The organism is Methylobacter luteus IMV-B-3098 (assembly GCF_000427625.1).
Taxonomy (GTDB): domain Bacteria; phylum Pseudomonadota; class Gammaproteobacteria; order Methylococcales; family Methylomonadaceae; genus Methylobacter; species Methylobacter luteus.
Genome location: NZ_KE386569.1, coordinates 1,014,902 through 1,040,975, shown reverse-complemented (window position 1 = coordinate 1,040,975; position 26,074 = coordinate 1,014,902). Strand labels below are relative to the sequence as shown.

The 26,074-nt window shown below is 57.2% G+C and carries 15 protein-coding genes and 2 pseudogenes; 11 read left to right on the top strand and 6 right to left on the bottom strand.

Annotated elements, in window-relative coordinates:
- Window positions 1-176 precede the first annotated feature (176 nt).
- Complete coding sequence (locus tag METLU_RS28290) at window positions 177-341, top strand: hypothetical protein (protein WP_196806513.1); 165 nt, start codon at window positions 177-179, stop codon at window positions 339-341.
- A 116-nt stretch (window positions 342-457) separates the two neighbouring features.
- Here the strand turns inward: METLU_RS28290 and METLU_RS24690 are convergent, their stop codons facing one another.
- Window positions 458-1,111: a TetR/AcrR family transcriptional regulator gene (locus tag METLU_RS24690; RefSeq protein ID WP_036242910.1), complete on the bottom strand. Its 654-nt coding sequence runs from the start codon at window positions 1,109-1,111 to the stop codon at window positions 458-460.
- Window positions 1,112-1,280: 169 nt separating this feature from the next.
- On the opposite strand from METLU_RS24690, the gene METLU_RS0106600 reads away from it, so the two are divergent.
- Genes METLU_RS0106600 through METLU_RS0106590 form a run of 3 tightly spaced genes read left to right on the top strand, consistent with a single transcriptional unit; the run spans window position 1,281 to window position 7,099 of the window.
- A complete protein-coding gene (locus tag METLU_RS0106600; RefSeq protein WP_036243570.1) occupies window positions 1,281-2,444 on the top strand; it encodes an efflux RND transporter periplasmic adaptor subunit in 1,164 nt (387 codons plus the stop codon).
- A 3-nt stretch (window positions 2,445-2,447) separates the two neighbouring features.
- The gene (locus METLU_RS0106595) at window positions 2,448-5,648 is read left to right on the top strand and encodes an efflux RND transporter permease subunit (protein ID WP_027157531.1); all 3,201 of its coding nucleotides are present in this window, start codon (window positions 2,448-2,450) and stop codon (window positions 5,646-5,648) included.
- Entirely contained in the window at window positions 5,645-7,099 is a 1,455-nt protein-coding gene (locus METLU_RS0106590) for an efflux transporter outer membrane subunit (protein ID WP_027157530.1), read from the top strand. The genes METLU_RS0106595 and METLU_RS0106590 overlap by 4 nt, the downstream gene beginning before the upstream one ends.
- Window positions 7,100-7,180: 81 nt before the next feature.
- Here METLU_RS0106590 and METLU_RS0106585 read toward each other — a convergent pair whose 3' ends face one another.
- The 3 genes from METLU_RS0106585 to METLU_RS0106575 all read right to left on the bottom strand — a co-directional run bounded on the left by METLU_RS0106585 (window position 7,181) and on the right by METLU_RS0106575 (window position 10,433).
- Window positions 7,181-7,549 carry a DUF805 domain-containing protein gene (locus METLU_RS0106585; protein ID WP_027157529.1) on the bottom strand — a complete coding sequence of 123 codons (369 nt, stop codon included), beginning with the start codon at window positions 7,547-7,549 and terminating at the stop codon, window positions 7,181-7,183.
- A 76-nt stretch (window positions 7,550-7,625) separates the two neighbouring features.
- Window positions 7,626-9,608 carry an MBL fold metallo-hydrolase gene (locus METLU_RS0106580; RefSeq protein WP_196806512.1) on the bottom strand — a complete coding sequence of 661 codons (1,983 nt, stop codon included), beginning with the start codon at window positions 9,606-9,608 and terminating at the stop codon, window positions 7,626-7,628.
- A gap of 84 nt (window positions 9,609-9,692) precedes the next feature.
- A complete protein-coding gene (locus METLU_RS0106575; protein ID WP_036242909.1) occupies window positions 9,693-10,433 on the bottom strand; it encodes an NAD-dependent epimerase/dehydratase family protein in 741 nt (246 codons plus the stop codon).
- Window positions 10,434-10,830: 397 nt separating this feature from the next.
- Between METLU_RS0106575 and METLU_RS0106570 the strand changes: the two genes are divergently transcribed.
- The 5 genes and pseudogenes from METLU_RS0106570 (at window position 10,831) to METLU_RS24680 (ending at window position 20,381) form a co-directional block, all read left to right on the top strand.
- Window positions 10,831-12,252 (top strand): efflux transporter outer membrane subunit, encoded by a 1,422-nt coding sequence (locus METLU_RS0106570; protein ID WP_027157526.1) that lies wholly within the window; start codon window positions 10,831-10,833, stop codon window positions 12,250-12,252.
- Entirely contained in the window at window positions 12,249-13,319 is a 1,071-nt protein-coding gene (locus METLU_RS0106565; RefSeq protein ID WP_027157525.1) for an HlyD family secretion protein, read from the top strand. Before METLU_RS0106570 ends, METLU_RS0106565 begins: the two co-directional genes overlap by 4 nt.
- Window positions 13,316-16,071: pseudogene (gene rbbA / locus METLU_RS24685) on the top strand (ribosome-associated ATPase/putative transporter RbbA). Before METLU_RS0106565 ends, rbbA begins: the two are co-directional and overlap by 4 nt.
- A 2-nt stretch (window positions 16,072-16,073) precedes the next feature.
- On the top strand, window positions 16,074-17,198 hold the full coding sequence (locus tag METLU_RS0106555; protein WP_027157524.1) for an ABC transporter permease: 1,125 nt from the start codon (window positions 16,074-16,076) through the stop codon (window positions 17,196-17,198).
- A 432-nt stretch (window positions 17,199-17,630) separates the two neighbouring features.
- Complete coding sequence (locus METLU_RS24680; protein ID WP_036242908.1) at window positions 17,631-20,381, top strand: cation-transporting P-type ATPase; 2,751 nt, start codon at window positions 17,631-17,633, stop codon at window positions 20,379-20,381.
- 58 nt (window positions 20,382-20,439) lie between these two features.
- Here the strand turns inward: METLU_RS24680 and mepA are convergent, their stop codons facing one another.
- Together mepA and tnpA are read right to left on the bottom strand one after the other, a co-directional pair.
- Entirely contained in the window at window positions 20,440-21,294 is an 855-nt protein-coding gene (mepA, locus tag METLU_RS0106540) for a penicillin-insensitive murein endopeptidase (protein ID WP_036242907.1), read from the bottom strand.
- Window positions 21,295-21,556: 262 nt separating this feature from the next.
- Window positions 21,557-21,977, bottom strand: a pseudogene (gene tnpA / locus METLU_RS24675) (IS200/IS605 family transposase).
- 890 nt (window positions 21,978-22,867) lie between these two features.
- Here tnpA and METLU_RS0106525 point away from each other — a divergent pair.
- Window positions 22,868-24,541 carry a carboxypeptidase regulatory-like domain-containing protein gene (locus METLU_RS0106525; protein ID WP_027157522.1) on the top strand — a complete coding sequence of 558 codons (1,674 nt, stop codon included), beginning with the start codon at window positions 22,868-22,870 and terminating at the stop codon, window positions 24,539-24,541.
- Window positions 24,542-24,779: 238 nt separating this feature from the next.
- On the top strand, window positions 24,780-26,051 hold the full coding sequence (locus METLU_RS0106520; protein WP_027157521.1) for an IS110 family RNA-guided transposase: 1,272 nt from the start codon (window positions 24,780-24,782) through the stop codon (window positions 26,049-26,051).
- Window positions 26,052-26,074: the final 23 nt, after the last annotated feature.

The window sequence follows — 26,074 nt, the reverse complement described above, 5'->3', positions numbered from 1 at the left end:
GAACGCTATTGATTTCATGTGCGCTACTCTTTAAATGTTAAATCTGTATTACAAATTTATTGCCATATAAGAAACAATCAAGTTCTTTTTTCGGTTATTGTTAATAATACGGACACCTCGTATAGTAGTACCAGATTTTACAAGAACCGCTATTAACATTTTATAAGGAAATGAAAATGAACGATTTATCCAAAGATATTCTGACTAGCCTGGTGTTTGTGACAGGTCTTTTCGGTTTTGTTTCAGGCGAGTACATTATCTCGTCCACTTTGTTTGCCACTGCGGCTATCGCCAGCAACGTAAACCTGAACCGTAAACGGAATAATGCGGGATTGATGTAATTATCATATCCCTGAGTGCTCCATTCATATTACGTCCCTCAACTATCGTTTGATGACTTCCTGGGTATGAGTGCCCAGGAAGATTTTTCTCTTCAGTTTTTCCTGTTGCGCCGGCGCTAATGCTGATCCCCATTAAAACCATCCGCTCCGTCTGACAGACAACCGCGCAGAAACAAGCTTGTAGCCTGCCTTGCCCAGATATCAATTTGCGCCTCATCAGGCGTGGGACCCAAGCCGAGCTGTAGTCTCAGAACCCTTTCACCGCGTAGTGAGCTTATGAATTGTTCGGCGAGTAAACCCGGATCTATGGCGGCAAAATAGCCAACTTGTTGCTGCCGGATAAAAAACTGCTCCAGATGATTCAGAGTGCGCTGTGGCCCCTGCTCATAGAATTGCATGGCGAGATCCGGGAATTGTAATGATTCACCTATTAATATGGCGCGTATGCGCACCGCATCCGGTCGGGTAATGCCGAGCAGAAACTGCCTGGCGAAAGCAGTTAGCGCTTCCTCTGGCTGACCTTCTAAAAGACCTTCCGACAGGACCGATATAAACGGGTCACTGGCACGTTTTATAACTGCGCCGAACAACCCGGCCTTGCCGCTGAACTGATTATAGATAGTGCGCATCGACACGTTGGCCTCCCTGGCAATGGTTTCCAGGCTCAGGCTTCCATAACCGTATTCAAGAAAAAGCTTGAGGGCCGTATCCAGCAATCGGTCACGGCTTTGACACTCCTCACCCTTGCGCGGTCGTCCGCATTTAATCATTTGTTCACTCATAAAACATTATTTGACTTGAGGCATGATCATACCGTAAATTAAACGGTAATATTCTTTACCATTTATTTTTTCTTTTCAATGACAAGGTGTAAAAGGGATGAAAAAAGCAACGCGCATGTCGACTGTCATCCATCGGTCAGGCCCGCCAAAGATATCAATGCAAGACCTATGGAAAGGACTGTTGACCCTCGTCACACTGGTGGCGATAACCGGCTGTAGCAACCAGAACGGTCCGGAATCCCAAAATGCTCAAGGCCAACCGCCCGGCGTCAAAATCGCCCAGCCCCTGGCGCAAGATGTCACCGAATGGGACGAGTACACGGGCCGCATCGAAGCCGTCAGTTCAGTAGATGTGCGAGCACGAGTCAGCGGCTATCTCGAGAAAGTGAACTTCAAGGCCGGAGAAAAGGTAAAGAAAGGCGATCTGTTATTCCTGATCGACCCCAAACCGTTCAGTGCTCAACTGAGCTACGCCGAAGCGGAGCTGGAGCGAGCACGGTCCAAGCGCGAGCTGGCCAAAAATGACCTGGAGCGGGCCGAACGCCTGTTCCGCGCCAAAGCAATCTCGGAAGAGGAGCATGATGCCCGCAGCAAGGGCTTGCGCGAAGCCGCGGCGGCAGTTCAATCCGCGGAAGCCAATGTTTATACAGCCCGTCTGAACCTCGATTTCACCAAGATCCGCGCCCCGATAGACGGACGCATCGGACGTGAACTGATCACCGAAGGCAACCTTGTCAGCGGCGGCGGCGCTGATGCTACGCGTTTGACCTTCATTGTTTCCACCGATCCCGTCTATGTTTACGTGGATGCGGATGAGCGCTCGGTGCTGAAATACCGGCGTCTGGCCCAACAAGTCGGAGGCGGCGATTTTGGCGCAGGACAAACGCCCGCGCAACTGGCCGTGGCTGACGAGACCGACTTCCCCCATCAGGGCACACTCGACTATATTTCGCCGCGCGAGGATACGGCTACCGGCACGGTGACGTTGCGCGGCGTGTTCCCCAATGCGGATGACTTGCTGAGCCCCGGCTTTTTCGCGCGCATGCGAGTTCGCGGCAGCACCCCCTACCCGGCTATTCTGCTGCCTGATCGGGCCATCGCAACGGATCAGGCGCAACGATTCGTCTGGGTCGTCAATCAGGAAAACCAGGTGGAATACCGCAAAGTGGTTCTAGGCGCCCATATCGGTCAATCGCGCGTGATCAAAGAAGGCTTGAAGCCTGAGGAATGGGTTGCTATCGAAGGCCTGCAAAAGCTCAGACCTGGCATTAAGGTGAATCCGGAACGTATCTCGCTCGCCGAGCAGCATAAAGAGCAATAAACCATGAATCGCTTCACCCACTTTTTTATTGATCGGCCGATCTTCGCATCGGTATTGTCTATCTTGATCATCCTGGTCGGCGGACTGGCTCTGATCGCCCTGCCTATTGCCCAATACCCGGAGATCGCGCCACCTACTGTGGTCATCAGTGCCACCTACCCAGGCGCCAATGCCCAGGTTGTGGCCGAAACCGTGGCTACGCCCATAGAGCAGGAAGTCAATGGTGTCGAGGACATGCTGTACATGTCCTCGCAGTCCACCAACAGCGGCTTCATGGCGCTTACGGTGACATTCAAACCGGGTACCGATCTGGATACAGCTCAGGTTCTGGTGCAAAACCGTGTGGCGCTGGCCGAACCCAAACTGCCTGAAGAAGTACGGCGCCAAGGCATTAGCGTCAAAAAGCGCAGCCCGGATTTGAGTCTGGTCGTCAATCTGGTCTCTCCGGACAAGCGCTACGACAGCGTTTATCTGAGCAATTATGCGTTGCTGCAAATCAAGGATACTCTGGCGCGACTGCCCGGCGTCGGTGAAATTCTGGTATTCGGCGCCCGCGATTACAGCATGCGGCTCTGGCTGAATCCCGAGCAGGTCGCGGCGCGCAATATGACCGCCAGCGACGTGGTCAACGCTATCCGCGAGCAAAATATCCAGGTAGCTGCCGGCGTGGTCGGCCAGCAGCCTTCGAAGGAGAATACCGATTTTCAATACACGGTCAGCACACTCGGACGTCTCATGGAGGCCGAGCAGTTCGCCGATATCGTGATCAAGAAAGGCGCCGATGGACAGGTGACGCGGCTCAAGGATGTAGCCCGCATTGAACTGGGGGCCAAGGATTACAATTCAGGATTGTTCCTGGACGGCGAGCCCACCGTCGGCCTCGCCATCTTCCAGTTGCCGGGTTCCAATGCGCTGGATACTAAAAAAGCAGTTGTCGAAGCCATGGAAAGGTTGAAGACACGCTTTCCTGAAGGCCTTGAATACAACATGGTCTATGACACCGTTGTATTCATACAGCAATCCATCAATGCGGTTGTCAAAACGTTGTTTGAAGCCATATTGCTGGTCGTGATCGTGGTCGTGATATTCCTGCAGAACTGGCGCGCCACGATCATTCCGCTGCTCGCCGTACCGGTCTCGCTGATCGGCACGTTTGCCATCATGGCCGCCTTGGGTCTGTCCCTGAACACCTTGTCGTTGTTCGGCCTGGTGCTGGCCATCGGTATCGTCGTGGATGATGCTATTGTTGTGGTGGAGAACGTGGAGCGACATATCGCTATGGGTCTGTCAGCCCGTGATGCTACGCGAAAAGCTATGGACGAGGTCGTAGGGCCCATTATCGCAACGGCCCTGGTGTTAATCGCCGTATTCGTGCCGACGGCTTTCATCACCGGCGTATCGGGCGCTTTCTATAAACAGTTCGCGTTGACTATCGCCGTTTCGGCCACCATCTCGGCGTTCAACTCGCTGACCCTGAGTCCCGCCTTGTGCGCATTGCTGCTGGATCGGGCACATGGCAACAAAGACAAGCTCACACAGGTGATCGATCGTCTGTTCGGCTGGTTCTTCAACAGCTTTAACAAGTTTTTCGACCGTTTCAGTGAAGGCTACGCGCGCCTGGTAGGCCGTCTGATCCGTACAACTGCAGTCGTGCTGGTGCTCTATGTAGGACTCAATGGGCTTAACTTCCTGGCTTTCGAAAAAGTTCCGACCGGCTTCATCCCGCAGCAGGACCAGGGCTATCTGATCCTGTATGCACAGCTGCCCGATGCGGCCTCGCTGGGACGCACCCAGGAAGTGGTCCAGCAAGCGACGCGCATCGTTCTGGAGACTGAAGGCGTCAAACACCTGAACGCCTATGCCGGCTTTTCGATCCTGAGCGGCTCCAGCCAGTCCAACGTCGCCACGATGTTCGCCCGACTCAATGATTTCGAGCAACGGGCCGGCCACGAAAATCTGCATGCCGATGCCGTCATCAAAAACCTCCAGCAGCGGCTTGCCCAGATCAAGGATGCCCATATCGCCGTGTTTGCGCCGCCGCCGATCCGGGGCATGAGCTCGGTAGGCGGTTTCAAGCTGCAAATTCAGGATCGAACCGATGCCGGCATCGATGCCTTGCAACAGGTGAACTCGGAACTGATCGCCAAAGGCAATCAGCAGCCCGGCCTGGTGGGATTGTTCTCAACCTTCCGGTCCGGCGTCCCGCAACTGTTCCTGGATGTCGACCGCACACGCGCCAAGTCCATGGACGTGCCTCTGAAGGAAGTGTTCGACACCCTGCAAATCTACCTGGGCTCGCTTTATGTCAATGACTTCAACCGCTTCGGGCGGACTTACCAGGTTATGGCGCAGGCCGACTCCGATTTCCGTATGAAGCCCGAAGACATCGCCGAGCTCAAGACGCGCAACCTGCAAGGCGGCATGGTGCCGCTCGGCTCGCTTGTCGATGTGAAAGAAATTACCGGGCCGGACAAGATTACGCGTTACAACATGTATCCGGCGGCCGAAATCAATGGCGGCACACTGCCCGGCGTCAGCTCCGGCCAGGCCATTGACGTCATGAACCAACTGATGAAAGCGGAGTTGCCGCCCGGATTCGATTTCGAATGGACCGAGCTCAGTCTGCAGCAGGTTTTGGCCGGCAACGTGGCCCTGCTCGTTTTCCCGCTCAGCGTTATCTTCGTATTTCTGGCGCTGGCGGCCCAGTACGAAAGCTGGTCGTTGCCGTTTGCGGTGATCCTGATCGTACCGATGTGCATCCTGTCATCGATGACCGGTGTGTGGTTGAGCCATATGGATAACAATATCTTCACGCAGATCGGCTTTATCGTACTGGTGGGCCTGGCCAGCAAGAACGCAATTTTGATTGTGGAATTCGCCAAGCAGCGGCAAGAAAGCGGCCTTAACCGCTTCGAAGCCGCCGTGGAAGCCTCCCGAATCAGATTGCGCCCCATTTTGATGACCTCGTTCGCCTTCATCATGGGCGTGTTTCCACTGGTAGTCTCCGAAGGCGCTGGCGCGGAAACACGGAAACTGCTGGGCACAGCCGTATTCAGCGGCATGATTGGCGTGACCTTGTTCGGCCTGCTGTTGACGCCGGTCTTTTATGTGACTGTACAGGCTCTGGCGCAGCGTCTGCGGCCGTCCAGACCCAAGGCCAGCAACATGCCGACTCATGAGCCCTCTTCCGGTACCGAACTATGATCCAGCATAAAACTAAATCCCGCATAATCACGGCGATACTGACCGCCACGCTGGTGAACGCCTGCGCGGTCGGCCCGGACTATGAAACGCCGGCAACCGCTGTTCCCCAAACCTTCGCCCATGGCGTCCAGCCCGAATTTTCCCAGCAAGGCGTGGAAGTCAGCTGGTGGAAGCTGTTCGATGATAAACAGTTAACGGCGCTGGTCGACCAGACCGTGCTGAATAACCGCGACCTTGATACAGCCCGGGCCAATCTGCGCGAAGCACGGGCGCTCTATATGGAAACGGGACTTAATCTGTTTCCCATAGTCAGCTCGCACGCTAATTATAATGAGCAGAAACGAAGCGTCGCCTCCTTAAACAATCGAGCTTTCGTACCACGCGAGCTAAAGCTGTACAACATCGGTTTCGATGCTTTTTGGGAAGTCGATTTCTTTGGCCGCGTGCGCCGCAATGTCGAAGCGAGCAGCGACGAAGTCGAGGCGCAGGAAGCCAGCCTTCGCGATCTCAGCGTCAGCCTGATCGCCGAGGTGGCCAGAAACTATTTCGAATTGCGTGGACTGCAAAACCAGTTGGCGGTAGCTCAAAAGAACGCCGAAAACCAGGCCCAAACACTGGAAATAACGCGCACGCGACTTGAAAACGGGCGCGGCACGGAACTTGACACATCAAGAGCTTTAGCCCAGCTCGATTCCACGAAGGCCATCATTCCACCGCTCGAGAGCGGTATCTTCCGAACTATCCACCGGCTCGGCGTACTGACCGGACAGTTGCCGGATGCGCTGACCAAGGAACTGGAGCAGCCTGCGCTAATGCCCAAAATTCCCGAAGTCATTCAGATCGGCAGTCCCGAAGAACTGCTGCGCCGACGGTCTGATATACGCATTGCCGAACGTACACTGGCTGCCGCAACGGCCCTCATTGGCGTCGCTACGGCTGATCTTTTCCCGCGCGTCACCTTTGTCGGCACTATCTCTCTTGAGTCCAGCACCCTGTCGAGCCTAGGCGCAGCGGGTTCGGACACCTATTCTGTTGGCCCCCGGATCAGTTGGGCCGCCTTCGACCTGGGCCGCGTGTATGCACGCATCAAGGCCGCTGATGCCAGCGCCGAAGCCAGCTTGGCTCAGTACGAGCAGACGGTGTTGAATGCTTTGGAAGAAACGGAAAACGCGCTAGTGAACTACAATCGCGAGCGAGCCCGGCGGGCGCTGCTTACCACAGCGGCTAAAGCCAGCGAGAGAGCCCATGAATTGGCCCACCTGCGCTTCCAGGAAGGGGTAGCCGATTTCCTGACCGTACTGGATACCGAACAGCGTCTGTTACAGGACCAGGACCAGTTGGCTCAGAGCGAAACCGCTACGGCGACTGCGCTGGCAGCGCTTTATAAAGCTTTAGGCGGCGGCTGGGAGTCGACTGTTGCCCTGGAAAGACCTGCTCGACTGTTGCCTTAGATAGAACCGACTGACGAGGAAACCTGCCGCGGTTGCGAAAAACTGTAATCGCAACTCGCGGCATCAATGATAAAAAGGCTGCTAGCTGGACTTGGGATTAGGCCCGTATTGATTGTCGCCGGGCTGACTGTCCAGCACAAAAAAGAAAATCAGAATCAAACCGCCGAGGATCGGAATCAGCATAAGCAACTGCCACCACCCGCTGCGTCCCGTATCATGCAGTCTTCTCGCGCCTACCGCCAGCGATGGAACCAGCATGGCCAATGCATAAATGCCGCTGAGTAAACCGGCACCTGTTTCCATGCTAAATGTCCCTGTCACTTGATCAACAATGGACAAGGCGAAATAGATGAGAAAATAGAACAGGATGAAATACCAGAATTCCTGTCGATGCGCCCGTCCGTCAAACACGGCATATTTATTCTTCACTGCTTCAAGATACCAATTCATAATTTACTCCCGGAAAGTTTATTAATACTTGTACGACCAAATTTCAGTATAGTCGAGCCAGTACAATATTCCCAAACTACCGGCCAGGCATAAAGGGCGCGGCTTCAGGAATATCCCTCACACCTTTGTCAGGCTGAAATTGCTGCAACTGTGGCGTTTCATGGCGGATAGACTCTGAGTAGATAATGAACTTGAAGGGATTGAACTCCTGGTATTTCTCCTTCAATTTCAGGAAGGCATTTTCCTTAAGCGCTTGTAATTTTCCGTCGGACGGATATTGAGTCAGCGCCCATGCCGTTGTGCGCGCCGCGAGTTCGTGGTCGCCGCTCTCCAGCATCTTTTCGACGGCGTCGGCCAGATCCTGTTCCGAAAGATCCAGATAGCCCGTCAGTAATGACCCGAATTCCTTTTGGCTTAGCGTATCCATGCCTTGCTGATCACGCTGCCAGTAACCGACATTCTGATCGTAGAGTCGATTGATCACGTTTTCGCGCATGATGAGAAAAGGCAGTTGCACCTCGGAATTTTGATAAATGGATGGCGGCATCAGGTTCCGATGATGAATCGCCGCGCGGTCCGCCCATTTCCAGATATCCTTCATGGTTTCCTGATGAAGCCACTGGAGATTGGTTTTGAGCCTGGCTAGCAGCGCCGGAGAGTGAAAAACGCGCGTCAACGGTTCATGCCCGTGGAGCAGGTGTTTGGGATTAAGGGACACGACAGTATCGATAGCCTCGAACAGCCCTGGCAGGTTGCCTTCCTCAAAAAAAGGCGCGCCGATGTAGGGCATGATGAAATCGCCGACGAAAAGGACGTCATGCTCGGGAACATGAATGAACATGCCATCGACCGTTTCCCCGCCCGGCACAGGGATGAGTTCAAAACGCGTCCCTCCCACGATCACCTCGGTACGCTGGCCAACCGTGACATCGGGTTTGAAATCAGCGATGAATCCTGCGTTGAAATCACTGCCAAAAAAATACGAATACGGAAATTCCTGACTGCCCTTGCTGATGATGTCCAGCTCCTTGCGGAAATTGTCCCTGACGTAGAACTTGACCGGGGCGCCCAGATGACGGAAATAGCGGTGTCCGCCAATATGGTCCCAGTGGGCGTGGGTCACGAACACCGTCGTCAGCGGCGGTAGGCCAGGGACGCGGCTGCGCAGGAATTCATAGGCCGCCTGCGTCGAGTCGGGTCTGGTTCCGGCATCGATGGCTATCAGCTCCTTGCCGTCCTTTGAGACGATGAAGTTATACTCGGTGAATTCGAACCCCGATAGGTTGAAGACCTTTCCGGGAACGACCTCTGTCAATCGCCTGGGATAGAAGGTATGGCCTTTTGCGGCATTGACCGCATACGGCGTAGTCAGCGTGATAGGTTTGTCGAAGCCATCATAGCCGCTTGCCAACAGATAGTCCCGGGCGCGCTTGTGATCGCCGGTCTTTTCGTACAGAACGGCCAGCTGGTAAAAAATCTCCCGCAACCAACCGGAATGAGGGGCTTTATCGATGTTGTCCATACACCATTGAAGATCGACAAAAGCCGCATCGGTCTTGTCGAACCGGTCTGGGAGCTGGGCATAGACAACTCCCGTCATCCAACGCACCAGAAAGTTGTCGTTATGGATCAGAGTTCGCGCGTTTTCCAGCATGTCGACGGTATCGTTCACCCAGGCGATCCGGCTCAGCAGCGGCTCCTGATCAGCACGGGAGGCGCGCAAAACGCCCAAAGCGCTCAGGTATAAGGCCTTTTGCTCAGCAGTAAGTTGCGAGCTGTGTTTTTGCGACAGGGATTCAAAGAACGCGATGCCGGCCTGAAGCTGATTGGCATTCATGAATTGCTGCATCAGGAATGCGGTGAGCTGAGGGTCCTTGACTGACCCGGCCTGGTGCAGCGCTTTCAGATATTCCAGTTCGGGATGATAGGTTTGATACGGCGCAGTGTCTGTGGTTGCACACCCGCTTCCGAGCAGACTGGCCGCTATCAGAAAAATGCAGGTAATTGTGAAAGAATGTCTATAAGTTGTTGCACATCTCTTGCTCGTTCTTTTACGCATTTTTTCCTCCTGCGTCATCAGGCGACTGTCTAACATAAAAACTCAACCGCCAGCGCTCTACGGCAAGTTTGAAATCTCAATCAATCAGCGTGTTGAAGCATCGTCTTCTGGCTGATAGCCGATCTCCGCCATTGCATCGGAAATATCCCAGAACCGTTTTCTGTTATTCGAAACGCCGTAATAAATCGCAAACCGGACTTCAGCCAGAAGACTCTTCTTCACCAATTGCACGAGATCCCGGTGGCTGAGCCATATACTCTGACTGCGTGCATCCCTGGCAGGATCATCGTCCTTCAGAACTGAACCAATGCGCAGGCAAATTGACTCAAGGCCGTGCACCTCGTAATACATTCTGGCAATCGCTTCCCCGGCAGCCTTGCTGACCCCGTAGTAGCCATCAGGACGAATCGGGTGCTGCGTCGTGATTAAGGCCGGGTTCTCCTGGGTATGCAGGTGGCGAGGAAAACCTTCATAGGCGCCTGTAACGTGGTTTGAACTTGCGAATACGACCCGCTTGACCCCGTGCGCCCTGGCTGCCTCATAGAGATTCCTGGTTCCGGCGATATTGTTCACTAATACGGATTGCCAGTCCGCATCGGCACGCGGATCGCCTGCCAAGTGAACCACGTAGGCAAGCGCCGGGATGCGTTCAAATACAGCATTAATTTGTTCCTGGTTTGAAATATCGGCTCGAAATACGTTTCCGGTCTGCTCGCTCAGGCAAATATCAACTCCATAGAGTTCGAATGAGTCCGCCAAGCCGCGCCACAGGGTTTTGCCGATCAAACCGCTGTGGCCGGTGATCAATAATTTCGGGAGTATCATTGGTTTCATCTCCTGACGAGGTTTAGACTCGCTATATCCGACTGCCTACCGGTTATGAATTTTCATATATACCCTCTTCAGACCGTTAACAACCATAAAATGGTCATCAAAAAATTAATTTATTCACGGCAAATCAGAATCTGATGTACGCACGGGCACTGCGGCTCTTGAGTCTCCTTTACCGAAAGCGATTCAATGCGCGTCCTCGGACGAGCGCGGCTCCTAAGAAGCCGCAATGCTCATAATCTTCTGTTGCCAGAACTAACCGCTGCGGTTTAGTCTAAGCGGTAACGCTACATGCAATGCAAAGGAAGTTGTTTGAACGATGCCATGAACACCATCTGCCACTACATACGTCCTGCCATTCCTGCTGCTCTATTCTTTAAAGAACATAACCATGCCGCATAAGCTCGTTTGGTTATGCCTCCTGGCCGGCCTGAGCGGCTGCACCGTAGGTCCCGATTACCGCGAACCCGCGCCCACTGTGCCCAGTGACTGGCTGGCGGGAAAAGACCCGGCCTTAAAGCCCATCGATCCGGAAACCCTGAAAAACTGGTGGAAAAGCTTCGGCGACGTCCGGCTCGATCGCCTGATGGACAGGGCCCTGGCGGACAACCTGGACCTCAAGATGGCAATGGCCCGCATCGAACAGGCCCGTGCCGAGCGCCGGGCCACCCGGGCGGAACTGTTTCCCAGAGTGGATGCAACGGTGGGCGCCCAGCGCAACGACAACCCGCTGCCCGGATTGGCGCCCGGCATCCGCTACAACCTGTTCGAGCTGGGTTTCGATGCCCTGTGGGAAATTGACCTGTTCGGCCGACAGCAACGCCGGCTGGAGGCGGCTTCCGCCGATCTGGACGCCGCCAGGGCGGAGTACGGCCAGGCCCTGATAACGATGACGGCCGATCTGGCGCGCAGCTATATCGAATACCGCAGCCTTCAAAACCAATTACGCATCACCCGCGCAAATCTGGCGGCGCAGCAAAACACGCAGCATCTGACTGAGATGCAGTTCAGGGAAGGCGTCGGCACACGGCATGACTCAGTGCGAGCGCGAGCCCAGACCGAGTCCACAAGCGCCCAGATTCCCGTCCTGAAATCAGGAATAATTGCAGCGCTACGGCAACTGGAAGTACTAATAGGCCGGCAGCCCGGCACGCTGGCGGCTGATCTGGGCGAACCGACCGGCGTTCCGATAGCGCCCGGACAGGAACTTCTGGCTTCGCCGGCGGATACGATCCGCCACCGCCCCGACCTGCGCATCGCCGAACGCCAGCTCGCGGCCGCGACCGCCCTGCAAGGCGCGGCCATTGCGGAACTGTTTCCGAAAGTCTCGCTGTCGGCCTTTCTGGGCCTGCGCAATACCGACATCGAAGGATTGTTCAAGTCGGCGGCCTTTTCTTACAGCACCGCCGCCAACCTGTTGCAGCCGCTGCTCAATTTCGGCCGCGTACAGGCAGGCATTGATCTGGCCAAGGCGCAGCAGCAGGAAGCCTATCTGGCCTTCGAAAAGACGGTGCTCGAAGCCCTCCGGGAAACCGAAACCGCCCTGACCCACTACCTCAACGAGGAAATACGCCGGCAGACGCTGGCCCGTTCCGTGGCGGACCAGCGCGAATCCGTCCGGCTGTCCCAGTTGCGCTATCAGGAAGGCGTCATATCGTTTCTGGACGTGCTGGATTCCCAACGTGCCCTTTTTATCGCTGAAATCGAACTGGCCCGTTCCGAAGCGCAAGCTTCCACAAATCTGATTGCCGTGTATAAGGCACTGGGCGGCGGCGCGGATGCCGTAACGCCTGTATCCCTGAGGAACCCATGAACAAACCGAAAAAATCAACGCTAACTATCATCTTCGCCGGCGTCGCCATCGCTGCGGCAGCCATGGCATGGTGGGCCCTGCGTCCGGCCGGTCTGCCCGAGGGCATTGTCTCGGGCAATGGCCGCATCGAAGCCACCGAGATCGATATCGCCACCAAAACGCCGGGCCGCATCGTCGAAATTCTGGCGCGTGAAGGTGATTTCGTCAAAGCCGGCGCAGTGCTCGCGCGCATGGACATTCAAGTGCTGCTCGCCCAGAAGGCCGAAGCGCAGGCCCAGGTTAGCCAGGCCGAGAACGCCTACCTGACGGCGAAGTCTGTCGTCGTCCAACGCGAAAACGAGCATCATGCCGCCCAGGCTGTCGTCGCTCAACGCCGCGCCGAACTCAATGCCGCCCGCAAACGCCTGAAACGCTCGGAGAACCTCGCCGTCGAAGGCGCCGCGCCGCTGCAGCAGTTGGATGACGACCGCGCCCAGGTGCTGGGCGCGCAGGCGGCCGTCAGCGCGGCGCAGGCCCAGGTCGCGGCGGCACAGGCAGGCATCGAGGCCGCGAAATCGAAGGTGGTGGAATCGCAATCGCTGATCGAGGCGGCCAAGGCGACGGTCGCGCGCCTGCAGGCCGATATCGACGACAGCGAACTGAAGTCGCCGCGCGACGGCCGCGTGCAGTACCGCGTCGCCGAGCCGGGCGAAGTGCTGAGCGCCGGCGGCCGCGTGCTGAACATGGTGGATCTGTCCGACGTCTACATGACCTTCTTCCTGCCCACCAGGGACGCAGGCAGGGTCGCGCTCGGCAGCGACATCCGCCTCGTGCTCGACGCCGCGCCGAACTACGTGATCCCGGCCAAGGCCAGCTTCGTCTCCAGCGTCGCCCAGTTCACGCCGAAAACGGTGGAGACCGAGAGCGAGCGTCTGAAGCTGATGTTCCGCATCCGCGCGGCGATCGATCCCGAGCTGTTGAAGCGGCATCTCGAACAGGTCAAGACCGGCTTGCCCGGCATGGCCTACGTCAAGCTCGACCCGGACGCCGAGTGGCCTCCCGAGCTTGAGGTCAAGCTGTCGCGATGAATAGCCATGCGCCTGTAGGGCCCGTCGTTCGTGTGCAAGGCGTCAGCCTGCGCTATGGCGACAACCTCGCCCTCGACGATCTCAGCCTGGACCTTCCCGCCAACCGCATGGTCGGCCTGATAGGTCCGGACGGCGTCGGCAAATCCAGCCTGATGTCGCTGTTGACCGGCGCGCGGGCGATGCAGGAGGGCCGCATCGAGGTGCTGGGCGGCGACATCGCCGATGCCGCGCACCGCCGCGCCGTCTGCCCGCGCATTGCCTACATGCCGCAGGGCCTGGGCAAGAATCTCTATCACACGCTGTCGGTGTTCGAGAATGTCGATTTCTTCGGCCGCCTGTTCGGCCACGAACAGGCCGAGCGCCATCAGCGCATCGATGAACTGCTGGAAAGCACGGGGCTGGCGTCGTTCCGCGACCGCCCCGCCGGCAAGTTGTCGGGCGGCATGAAGCAGAAACTGGGACTTTGCTGCGCGCTGATTCACGACCCCGACCTGCTGGTGCTGGACGAGCCGACCACGGGCGTCGATCCCCTGTCGCGCGCCCAATTCTGGGAGTTGATCGAACGCCTGCGCGCGCGCCACGCCGGCATGAGCGTGCTGGTCTCGACCGCCTACATGGACGAGGCGGAACGCTTCGACTGGCTGGTGGCGATGGTGCGGGCCGGATACTCGCCACCGGCACCGCCTCCGAGCTGCGCGCGCATACCGGCGCCGAGACGCTGGAAGCGGCCTTCATCCGGCTGCTGCCGGAGGCAAAGCGCCAGGGCCACAAGGCCATTGTCATTCCGCCGCGCGCCACCGGCGGTGCGCAGGAAATTGCCATCGAGGCCCACGGCCTGACCATGCGTTTCGGCGATTTCGTCGCCGTCGATCACGTCAATTTAAAGATAGAGCGCGGCGAGATCTTCGGCTTTCTCGGCTCCAACGGCTGCGGCAAGTCGACCACGATGAAAATGCTCACCGGCCTTTTGCAACCGAGCGAAGGCGAGGCGCGGCTGTTCGGCCGCGTCGTTGATGCCGGCAACCTGGCCACGCGCAAGCGCGTCGGCTATATGTCGCAGGCGTTCTCGCTGTATTCCGAGCTGACCGTGCGGCAGAACCTGGAACTGCACGCGCGGCTGTTCCATCTGCCCGAAGCCGAGATCCCCGGCCGTGTCGCCGAAATGGCCGAGCGCTTCCTGCTCGGTACGGTCATGGACACGCTGCCCGATGAACTGCCCTTGGGTATCCGCCAACGCCTGTCGCTGGCCGTGGCCGTGATCCACCGGCCGGACCTGCTGATCCTCGACGAGCCGACTTCCGGCGTCGATCCGGTGGCGCGCGACGGCTTCTGGGAGCTGATGATCGGTCTCGCGCGCCGCGACCGGGTCACGATCTTTATTTCCACCCACTTCATGAACGAGGCCGAGCGTTGCGACCGCATCTCGCTGATGCACGCCGGCAAGGTGCTCGCCAGCGACAGCCCCGCCGCGCTGGTCGAGCGTAGCGATCACGACACGCTGGAAGACACCTTCATCGACTATCTGAAAGAAGCGAGCGGGCTCGACGACGAAGCAGTGGGCGAAACCCAGATACCGACGGGCATGTCAGCCCACCCGCCTGCCCCGGCGCATGACCATGCCGCCCGCTTCAGCCTGCTGCGCCTGTTCAGCTACACCCGTCGCGAAGCGCTGGAACTGCGCCGCGATCCCTTACGCGGTTCGATCGCGCTGTTCGGCACGGTGCTGCTGATGTTCATCATGGGTTACGGCATCAGCATGGATGTCGAGGATCTGCGTTTTGCCGTGCTCGATCGCGACCAGACCCTGCTCAGCCAGAATTACGCACTCGACCTCGGCGGCTCGCGCTACTTCATCGCCCGGCCGCCCATTACCGATTACGACGAGCTCGACCGGCGCATGCGCAGCGGCGAACTGAGCCTGGCGCTGGAGATTCCGCCCAACTTCGCCCGCGATCTGGAACGTGGCAATAACGTAAAAATCGGCGCCTGGATCGACGGCGCGATGCCCACCCGCGCCGAGAACGTGCTCGGCTATGTGCAGGCCATGCACCAGGGCTGGCTGATGGAGCAGGCGCGCCGCCATTACACGGGCAGCCTGCCGGCCGGATTGATGTCCATCGAAACACGCTTTCGCTACAACCCCGACGTCAAGAGCCTGCCCGCCATCGTGCCCGCCGTGATCCCGATGCTGCTGATGCTGATCCCGGCCATGCTCAGCGCGCTCAGCGTAGTGCGCGAGAAGGAATTGGGCTCCATTCTCAACCTGTATGTCACGCCGGTGACCAAACTGGAGTTTCTGGTCGGCAAGCAACTGCCCTATATCGCGCTGGCCATGGTTAACTTCTTCCTGCTGTGTGCGCTGGCAATATTCGCTTTCGGCGTGCCGCACAAGGGCGACTTCCTGTTTCTGACCTTTGCCGCGCTGCTCTACGTAACGTCCGCGACCGGCCTCGGTCTTTTGATTTCGGCCTTCACCCGCAGCCAGATTGCCGCCATCTTCGGCACGGCGATCGCCACCACCCTTCCGGCCACGCGTTTTTCCGGCATGATGGACCCGGTGTCGACACTGGAAGGCGGGGCGCGCCTCATCGGCGAAATCTATCCGACCACTTATTTTTTAAACATCAGCCGCGGCACCTTCTCAAAAGCGTTGGGCTTTGCCGATCTCAGCGCCTCGCTGCTGCCGCTCGCCATCGCCATTCCGGTGATTCTGGCCCTGAGCGTCGCACTGCTGAAGAAGCAGGAGCGTTAACCATGCGTACCCTGCTCAACATCTTCCACCTCGGGGTCAAGGAATTGCGCAGTCTCGGGCGCGATATCATAATGCTGGCGCTGATCGGGTTCACGTTCACCGGCCAGGTGTACATGACCGCGACCGGCGTGCCCGAATCGCTGCACAAGGCGCCCATCGCCATCGTCGACGAAGACCGCTCGCCATTGTCGTCGCGCATCGTCAACGCCTTCTATCCGCCCCACTTCCTGGCGCCGGCGATGATCGATCAATACGCCACCGATCCCGGCATGGACATGGGTCTGTACACTTTCGTGCTCGACATTCCGCCCGATTTCCAGAGCGACGTGCTGGCCGGGCGTGGGCCTACGATCCAGCTCAATGTCGACGCTACGCGCATGTCGCAGGCCTTCATCGGCAACAACTACATCCAGAACATCATCAACGGCGAAGTGACGGCCTTCATGCAGGGGCACCGCGCCGTCGCCACCCTGCCCGCCGAGCTCGAAGTGCGCGCGCGCTTCAATCCCAATCTGAGCTCGGTATGGTTCGGCTCGGTCATGGAAGTCATCAACAGCATCACCATGCTGTCCATCATCCTGACCGGCGCGGCGCTGATCCGCGAACGCGAGCACGGCACCATCGAGCATTTGCTGGTGATGCCGCTGACGCCGTTCGAAATTATGATGGCCAAGGTGTGGGCCATGGGACTGGTTGTTGTGGTCGTGGCGACGGCGTCGCTACTTGTTATCGTACAGGGCGTACTCGAAGTGCCGATCGAGGGCTCGATCGGGCTGTTCGTCGCGGGCATGACGCTGCACCTGTTCGCCACCACGTCGATGGGCATTTTCATGGGCACGGTGGCGCGCTCGATGCCGCAAATGGGTCTGTTAATGATCATCGTGCTGCTGCCGCTGCAAATGCTGTCCGGCGGCACGACCCCGCGCGAGAGCATGCCGGAGCTGGTGCAGAACCTCATGCTGGCGGCGCCGACCACGCATTTTGTCTCGCTCGCCCAGGCCATTCTCTACCGTGGCGCCGGCTTCGGCATCGTTTGGCCGGAATTCCTCGCCCTGCTCGCGATCGGCGGCGTCTTTTTCGTACTGGCGCTGGGGCGCTTTCGCAAGACCATCGGCTCGATGGCCTGATCGTTCCGGAAACTGGTTTCGTCGGCCTGCCGCCGCTGCCGATCAAAGTACGCCCGTGCATCAGGCTGAGTCCGCGAAAGACTCATGAAAGGTTTGCCGGTTATGCTTAAACTTGTTAATAACTGATGTTAAGCAATAGCTAAGGATTGGGTTAAAAATAATTTCTCGGCTTGTGGATGAAGCTGGCTTATGTGGGGGCGATTTCGCCTAAAGCGCCCTGTTGGCAGTCGCCCACAAAGGTATTTTTTTCCGGCGGGCCGGGGGCGGCATCCCCGTCCTGCCGCGGGGCCGAATGAATTCGACCCCGCGGCTGCGGGTCTTAAGCCTGCATGACCCGTTTCTGCAAGCCCGAGCCAGTTGGATACAGTCCGGCACCAGTTTCACACCATGCCCAATCGTTTCAGGACAGTTTGGCCATCATCAGGAGAATCAATGCTTAAAGACAACGACCATGGCAAACAAACGCTCGACTGGCACGGCCTCGACGCCGGCGAAGCCATCGAACGCCTCCATTCGGATCGCCATCGCGGGCTGTCCTCCCAAGAAGTCCGTCAACGGCTGAAGCGTTTCGGCCGCAACCGGCTGCCGCCGCCCCGCAAGCATCCCGCCTGGTTGCGCTTTCTCCTCCAGTTCCATAACGTGCTGATCTATGTGATGCTGGTTGCCGCCGGCATCACAGCGCTGTTGGGCGATTGGGTCGACACGGGCGTGCTTCTGGGCGCCGTCTTTATCAACGCCATCATCGGTTTTATCCAGGAAGGCAAGGCGGAACAGGCCATGGACGCGATACGCGGCATGCTCTCGCTGCACACGATAGTCATCCGCGACGCCGAGCGCATCGAAATCGAAGCCCAGAACCTGGTGCCCGGCGATATCGTGGTGCTCGCCTCGGGCGACAAGGTGCCTGCCGACCTGCGGCTCGTCGCGGGCAAGGGCCTGCGCGTGAACGAGGCCATCCTGACCGGCGAATCCGAGGCGGTGGAAAAGACCATCGATTCCGTGCCGGCCGACGCGCTCCTGGGCGACCGCACCTGCATGCTCTATTCGGGTACGCTGGTGGCCTCCGGACAGGCGACGGGGCTGGTGGTCGAAACCGGCATCCGTACCGAGCTGGGACGCATCAGCGCGATGCTGGATCAAGTGCAGACGGTCACGACCCCCTTGCTGCGCCAGATAGCCAAATTCGGCCACTGGCTGGCGCTGGCCATCGTGCTGATGTCCGCGGCCACGTTCGTCATCGGGGTCCTGTGGCACGGTCATCCTCCCAAGGAAATGTTCATGATGACCGTGGCGCTGGCGGCATCGGCCATACCGGAAGGGTTGCCGGCCATCATGACCATCACGCTGGCCCTCGGCGTGCGGCGCATGGCCAAACGCAAGGCCATCATCCGGCATCTGCCGGCGGTGGAGTCGCTGGGCTCGGTCACGGTCATTTGCTCCGACAAGACCGGCACATTGACCCGGAACGAGATGACGGTTCAGCAGGTGATCACCGGCGATCATGCGTTTGAAATCAGCGGTACGGGCTACGCGCCCGAGGGCGCCATTCATCTGGGCGGTGCGGCGGTACCGGCCGACCAGTATCCCGAACTGGCCGAAATCGCCCGTGCCGCCGTGCTCTGCAACGACGCGCTGCTGCGCAGACATGACGGCGATGTCTGGCAGGTGGAGGGTGATCCGACCGAAGGCGCCCTGCTCGCGTTCGCGACCAAGGCCGGCACCGATCCCGCGTCGGAGCGCGAAGCCCTGCCGCGCATCGACGCCATCCCCTTCGAATCCGAACATCGGCTCATGGCCACGCTCCACCACGACCACGAAGGCCGGGGCTGCATTTATGTCAAAGGCGCGCCCGAACGCATCCTGGAGATGTGCGATCGCCAGGCCGGCGCCCTGGGGACAACGCTGAACACCGACTACTGGCACCGCCGCGGCAGGGAGGCCGCATCCAGCGGGCTGCGCCTCCTGGCGATCGCCGCGAAGCTTGTCGATGAATCGCAGCGCGAGGTGCGCTTTTCGGATCTGGAAGACGGTTTCACCCTGCTGGCGCTGATCGGCATCATCGATCCGCCGCGGGAAGAGGCGGTGGCCGCCGTGGCGACATGCCACAGCGCCGGCATCCGGGTCAAGATGATCACCGGCGACCACGTCGAGACGGCGCGCGCCATCGGTGCCCGACTGGGGATCGGCCGGGACAGGCCGGCACTGACCGGGGCCGAGATCGAGACCCTGGATGACGAGCAACTGCGCGGCGTGGCCCTGGATGTCGACGTGTTCGCGCGGGCGAGCCCGGAGCACAAGCTGCGTCTGGTGCAAGCGTTGCAGGCGGCGGGACAGGTGGTCGCCATGACCGGCGACGGCGTCAACGACGCGCCGGCGCTGAAGCGCGCGGATGTCGGCGTGGCCATGGGCCTGAAGGGCACCGAGGCAGCCAAGGAAGCAGCGGACATGGTGCTGGCCGATGATAATTTCGCCACCATCGGCAACGCCGTGCGCGCGGGCCGGGGCATCTACGACAACATCAGAAAATTCATCCTGTTCATGCTGCCGACCAACGGCGGCGAAGCCCTGGTGGTGGTCGCCGCCATCCTGTTCGAACTGACGCTGCCTCTGACGCCGGCCCAGGTGCTGTGGATCAACATGGTCACGTCCAGCACCCTGGGGCTCGCCCTCGCCTTCGAGCGCCCGGAGCGCGACGTCATGCGCCGGCCTCCCCGCGATCCTCGTGAATCGCTGCTGTCCTGGTTCTTCCTCTGGCGGATACTAATGGTTTCCGTGCTCTTCATGGTGGGATCGCTGGGCCTGTTTCTCTGGGAAATGCAGCGGGGTTCCAGCCTGGAAACCGCACGCACCATGGCCGTCAGCGCGGTCGTGCTGTCCGAGATGTTCTACCTGATCAACAGCCGATACATCTTCAAGTCCGTTTTATCTCTCGAAGGGCTGTTCGGCAATCGTTACGTGCTGCTCGCCATCGCGGCCTGCGCGGGACTGCAGGTACTCTACACCCATGCCGGCCCCATGCAGGAACTGTTCGGATCGACCGACCTGACTCAGGAAGAATGGCTGAAAGTGACCCTTTCCGGGGCGTTCGTCTTTTCCGTCGCGGAATTTGAAAAAGCCGTGATCAGCGTCTTCAGATACATTACCTATAAGCAAACCCGAAGCGCGCCGCTGCTGAAAGGCTAAGGAAGGCAATGTCTGCATTCACGACATGCATATAGTGAATGCAGACTTCCGCGATTTTTCATTCCGCCAGCACAGTCTGACACTGTTCGGGAAGCGCGGGCGCTTTAGCGGGCTTGCGCGCCTTGCCGGAAGTGAGCTGCTCGCGGGCCTCGGCCGAGAACCACCAATCCAGCGAGGCGTCGCAGCCGTCGCCTTCGGGAATCAGTTCCTGACCCTGGCATTGGCTGTTGCCGGCCGGGCATTTGAGGCGCACATGGAAGTGATCGTCATGCCCCCACCACGGCCGGATTTTCCGCAGCCAGTCGTGCGCTGTCCTGCTGGCGCACAGCTGGCGTTTGACGCCGGGATTGACGAAGATGCGCTCGACTTCCGGCATGCGCGCGGCTGCTTCGAGAATTTTTTCGTTGGCCAGCGACCAGCGATTGGCGTCCACCGCATCCGATTTGACGGCCAGCACGGAAGGCGCGCCCCAGGTTTCGCGCTCATCGAGGCTCAGGCTTCTGGCTCCCGCTTCCTGGGACAGCAGATACCAGATATCGACATCGAGCCCGGTCTGATGGCTGCGATGCCCGGTCAAGGTTGGCCCGCCGCGCGGCTGGCCGAGATCGCCGATCAGCAGGACGCCCCACTGTCCGGCAACGGACGTCTGCCCGAGTTTCTCGATGAAATGAATCAAGTCGGGATGACCGTAGACGCGCCCGCGCGACAGGCGCATGGTTTGGTAACCGGGGCCATCCTGAGGCAGCGCCATGGCGCCCTTTAGGCAGCCCGCGGTATAAGTGCCGATGCTCTGCGCGGCACCGCCCGTTATCGCGGGCGTAGTGACCCGCGACCAGGCATTGGCGACAGGCCGCGAGATGGCGCCCCCCGAAAAAACGCTCAACGCCAGAAAAAACAACCCGTATTTGTTCACCGAAAACCGACTCCTGAACACACCCTTACCTCTAACTGATCAAATTTAAAATTATAACCTGATGTGATGCATGGGCCGTTTTTTTATCCTTGGCTTCGTAGAGTCTACGCATTGCGGGCCTTCTTAAGGCTGTGACAAACCGGAAAGTTTTAAAAAAAGGTATGCCTTGCGTACCTCTTTCAACTTAACAACCACCCGCTCAAGCGGGTGGGTTCGCATAACGAACTGAAAGTCCGGATACGCGTCGACTAAACGACGCGTTTTAATCAGGCTCCATTTTAAAATTATCGTTTGGATTAGGTTCAAAGTGATGCTCCAAATAGTGCTTGATCATTTCAGCCGTCATCTGGCCAACGGTGGCGCAAAAATAGCCGCGCGCCCAAAAATGTTTTCCCCAATACCGCTTTTTCAAGTGAGGAAACGCCTCAAACAGATAGCTCGAAGTCCGTTCCTTGATTCTCCTCATGATTTCGCTTGGCGCCATATTCGACGGTGCACTCCCCAAAATAGGGACATGATCTTTACTGACCACGCCTTTTATAATCCGTATCTCAAACGCTTCGCACGTCTGCCTCATCAAATTCAGCTATTTCACCACTCAGCACCTGGTAACGATATTGGGTTACCCAAACAACATGGTATTCAATTGGGTAAACCATATGACTGCCGTATCTATAGTCCATTGCCACTTCCCTAGCCGAATTATCGCCGCTAAAGCTGACCGGCTAAAGCCCGTGGTTTAAACCTTATGAAGGAAAATTAAATACTAATACTCAGTCATTTTTCTTTGATCAATTCCGAAAATTGTTTTTTGGTCATTTCTTTGTTAGCAGAATCCGCGCTTAACGAAAGTAGCAGCCAGATGGTGGAATTTATGTATTTGAGCTCCATCACATTTTTATGCATTCAATTTGACGCGCGCAATAACGCGCTGTAATTTTACGTAAAACCTTAAGTTTATCTTAAATAAGGACGAACCATCTGCAGGGTGATACATAAAATAACCGGTCTAAAAAAGTGAGGATTCCACGATAACGGAATTACCAAAATATCGGTTTTTTTTGATCCTCTTTCAGGATGATAGCTGTAGTTATTATGGAGAAAAGGATTTGGGACAGCAAAATTCAAATTTCCAGAGCAAGTATCCGTTCACCGGATTATTTTTCACCGCTCTCTGCTTTTCATTTTCCCTTCAACAGCCTTGCCTAATGCAAGCACAAGCCATGGTTGGCTACTGATACAAGCTGATATGAATGGTGATGCGGCAATGGGTGTTCACGTCAATCTCTTCAGGCACTATCGAAACGCTAAGCGCAGACTGGCCATAGGATATTTTTATGCCTCTGTTGGTAATCATCCAGCAAGAATACGAGATCAAAAGTCAAGATCATACCCTGCTAGCGGAATTTCCAGCCACTGGTCCGGCAGGGTCGGCAATTTAAAGCGTGTTTAGCTGAAGAACTAAATAATTGCCGCCACTCGGATACATCAACACTCCTTGACCGTATCGGGGCGAACGAGGGTGTCAGTTGGTACTTAATTCATAATTTTACAAAGCAAAGGAAGAAGATTCATGGAAAGATTTATCCGCAATCTGGGTCGGCACTGTATCCTGACATTTATACTGTTTTGGCTCGCCAGTTCGGCTCAAAGTGCTCCTTCCGCCGAAGTTCAGAAAGGTCTGGCCTGGCTGGAAGCCCAGGTGCAAGCCAATGGCAACCTCACCAACGAGTCAACTTCACTGGCCACACCCTTGCAAAATCGCACTGAAGCACTGCTTGCGCTTAAGTTGCTGTCAACCGTCCCGGCACCATTGGCTGATGTTGTCTCGACGGAGACGGAAGACAATACCGAATATCTTGCGCGGCGCGCTATTGCCATGAGCATGACAGGGCAAAATGCGGATGCCTTTATCGCACTGCTGGCTGCCAGACAGAATGCGGATGGCGGCTTCGCGGGCATCCCCGACCATGAAAGCGCCCCGCTTGATACGGCCCTGGCGCTGTTGGCGTTCAAGGCCACTGGCTACAAGGCATCCGCTGTGATCGCCAACGCGCTTGGGTTTCTCAATCAATCCGCCAACACCAACGGCGGTTTCGGCCTGTCCACAACGAACGGCAGCAGCCTGTATGTCACCAGTTATGTCCTGCAGGCGCTGCAAGCCTATAGCCAGTCCTATGCCCTTTCCCAACCTATTACGCGCGCAAAGCAGTGGCTGTTGTCGATGCAGCAATCGGGCGGTTATGCCGATACCCTGGACAGTGCCATGGCCATACTGGCTTTGGCCGAGATCACATCCGATGCCGGCAGCTACAGCGGCGCCGTTAGTGCGCTCACCGCAAGCCAGCAAGCAGACGGCAGCTGGAACAGCGATCCTTACCTGACCGCGCTGGCATTGCGTGCCTTGTTCAAGGCATCTGAAGGCCCTGCCGTACCGACGGCAGGACAGATTGCCGGTACGGTAATTGATGCCGCTCTTCAGACAGGGTTGCGTGATGTCCAGATACAATTACTGGAAGCCCCAGCGCTGACGAGCGTCAGCAGCCTGGATGGCAAATTCACCCTCGGCAATGTCATGCCCGGCACTTACACCGTACAGATCAGCAAAGCCGGCTACGGCATGGCCAATGTCAGCAATGTCAACGTTACCGCAGGCAGCCTGTACAATCTGGGCACTATTGCGCTATCGCCGGCGACCAACACCGCCACGCTCAGCGGTCGAATCAGCGACGACACCGGTGCGCCTGTCGTCGGCGCAGCCATTGTCGTTACGGTAAACGGTACCGACACGACGGCTACATCGAACGCCGCCGGCGATTATCAATTGACTGGCTTGCCGCTAGGATCGGCGGCAATAACCGTGAGCAAGTCCGGTTACGATACGGCAACCGCCAATGTGCAGTTGTTGGCCGCGGATGCGTTGTTTACTTTCTCGCCCAGCCTGTATCCTGCCAATACGACGCCGACAACGGTGGAGCTGCAAGCCAGAGTGCTGGACACTATCAATAATCCTATCGCCGGTGCAAAAATGACTGTGGGTTCCAAGACCGCTACCAGCGATGCCGATGGCAACCTGATTTTGACCAGCCTGAGCGCAGGCGCCTTCACGGCGACGCTGGAGGCATCCGGCTTCACGAGCGCTATATTGAATGGCGTGCTGATCGCCGGCGTGAATAATATCGGCGATGTACGCCTGGCCGAATCCGCTACGGCCTCGACCTTGTATAGTCCTTCCGTCCTGTTTTAGGTGATACTCAGCACAGCTGGCAGGTAGCTGCCAGTAAAGCAGGACATGCACCTGCGGGCTACGAATAATTCGACCCCAACATTTAGATGTTCACCGGTTTGGTTTCGAGCCCACGGGTGCGCTTGGGATCACTAACGAATACTCAGGGCTTGCCGCGGCATCGGCTCACCTATATTGCTTTCGCAGATCTCAGGCAGGCATGTTTCTCTTGGTTAATCGNCCCCGCCGGAGATCAGGTATGAATAGCCTTAACAAGCCATCGTTTACAGCTTTTGTCGGTATTGACTGGGCCGACAGAAAGCATGACGTTTGCCTTCAAGCGGCAGACAGCCCGAAGCGGGAGTTTTCAGTGATTCCCCATCAAGTTGAATCGATCAACGATTGGGCGCAAGCCTTAATTCAACGGTTTGGCTCACCTATTGCGGTCGCCGTGGAACTGTCGAAAGGTCCGATTGTATATGCACTGCAGAAATTTGATAGCTTTGTCATTTATCCGATCAATCCTGGAACGCTGGCCAAGTATCGGGAAGCCTTTACGCCGAGCAGGGCAAAGGATGATCCGACGGATGCGGAATTCGCTGTGGATCTACTGTTACGTCATCCCGAGCGTTTTAAACCCCTTCAGCCTCAAAGCCTGGAAATGCGAGCCTTGTCATCCCTGGTTGAGCAAAGAAGGAGTTTGGTTAACGATAAAATCCGTCTCACCAACCGTCTGCGTTCGGCCTTAAAGCAGTATTATCCGCAAGTCCTGGACTGGTTTGATCATATTGATACCCCGTTATTCTGTGCTTTCATTCGCCAATGGCCAACGCTGGCCCAAGTCAAACGGGCCCGAAAAAATACGCTGGCCACCTTTTTTCATCAACATAACATGCGTTTTCCTCAGGTGTTGGAAGAGCGGCTGGCAGCGATCAAAACTGCAACGCCGTTAACTTTAGATGAGGCTATTATCATTCCCTATCGCCTACAGGCACAGGTATTGATCGAACAGTTAAGCGTTACTCTGGAAGGGATTAAACAATTTGACCAGGCCATTGAGCAAATCGCCTGTCAGCATCCTGATTATGCCTTGTTTAGCGCATTGCCAGGCGCAGGTTCATCGCTCGCGCCGAGGCTATTGGTGGCGTTTGGCGAGCAGCGAGATCGATACCCGAGTGCGGCAGATTTACAAAAATATGCGGGCGTTGCGCCAGTAACGGAGCGCAGTGGTAAGAAACATTGGGTGCATTGGCGGTGGGAGTGCCCGACCTTTCTTCGACAAACCTTCACCGAGTGGGCGGCACAGACCATTAATAAATCATTCTGGGCGGGCCAATATTACCGACAGCAGCGCGCAAAGGGCTCAACCTATCAAGCCGCTGTGCGTTCCCTGGCGTTTAAATGGATACGTATCCTCTACCGGTGCTGGCAGACCGGTAAGCCCTATGATGAATCCACTTACCTCAAAGCGCTGGAACAACGGGGCTCCTCGTTGCTAAAACCAGGCGGCGAAATCAGTGAAAAAGCTTGACGGACTAACTCAGGGCGTGAACC

What these genes read in the sequence shown, in the direction of transcription:
- METLU_RS28290 (WP_196806513.1), top strand. Translation starts at nt 177, where the DNA reads ATGAACGATTTATCCAAAGATATTCTGACTAGCCTGGTGTTTGTGACA.
- METLU_RS0106555 (WP_027157524.1), top strand. Translation starts at nt 16,074, where the DNA reads ATGCGTACCCTGCTCAACATCTTCCACCTCGGGGTCAAGGAATTGCGC.
- METLU_RS0106575 (WP_036242909.1), bottom strand. Translation starts at nt 10,433, where the DNA reads ATGATACTCCCGAAATTATTGATCACCGGCCACAGCGGTTTGATCGGC.
- METLU_RS0106520 (WP_027157521.1), top strand. Translation starts at nt 24,780, where the DNA reads ATGAATAGCCTTAACAAGCCATCGTTTACAGCTTTTGTCGGTATTGAC.
- METLU_RS0106595 (WP_027157531.1), top strand. Translation starts at nt 2,448, where the DNA reads ATGAATCGCTTCACCCACTTTTTTATTGATCGGCCGATCTTCGCATCG.
- METLU_RS24680 (WP_036242908.1), top strand. Translation starts at nt 17,631, where the DNA reads ATGCTTAAAGACAACGACCATGGCAAACAAACGCTCGACTGGCACGGC.
- METLU_RS0106570 (WP_027157526.1), top strand. Translation starts at nt 10,831, where the DNA reads ATGCCGCATAAGCTCGTTTGGTTATGCCTCCTGGCCGGCCTGAGCGGC.
- METLU_RS24690 (WP_036242910.1), bottom strand. Translation starts at nt 1,111, where the DNA reads ATGATTAAATGCGGACGACCGCGCAAGGGTGAGGAGTGTCAAAGCCGT.
- METLU_RS0106580 (WP_196806512.1), bottom strand. Translation starts at nt 9,608, where the DNA reads ATGCGTAAAAGAACGAGCAAGAGATGTGCAACAACTTATAGACATTCT.
- METLU_RS0106525 (WP_027157522.1), top strand. Translation starts at nt 22,868, where the DNA reads ATGGAAAGATTTATCCGCAATCTGGGTCGGCACTGTATCCTGACATTT.
- METLU_RS0106590 (WP_027157530.1), top strand. Translation starts at nt 5,645, where the DNA reads ATGATCCAGCATAAAACTAAATCCCGCATAATCACGGCGATACTGACC.
- METLU_RS0106585 (WP_027157529.1), bottom strand. Translation starts at nt 7,549, where the DNA reads ATGAATTGGTATCTTGAAGCAGTGAAGAATAAATATGCCGTGTTTGAC.
- METLU_RS0106565 (WP_027157525.1), top strand. Translation starts at nt 12,249, where the DNA reads ATGAACAAACCGAAAAAATCAACGCTAACTATCATCTTCGCCGGCGTC.
- METLU_RS0106600 (WP_036243570.1), top strand. Translation starts at nt 1,281, where the DNA reads ATGCAAGACCTATGGAAAGGACTGTTGACCCTCGTCACACTGGTGGCG.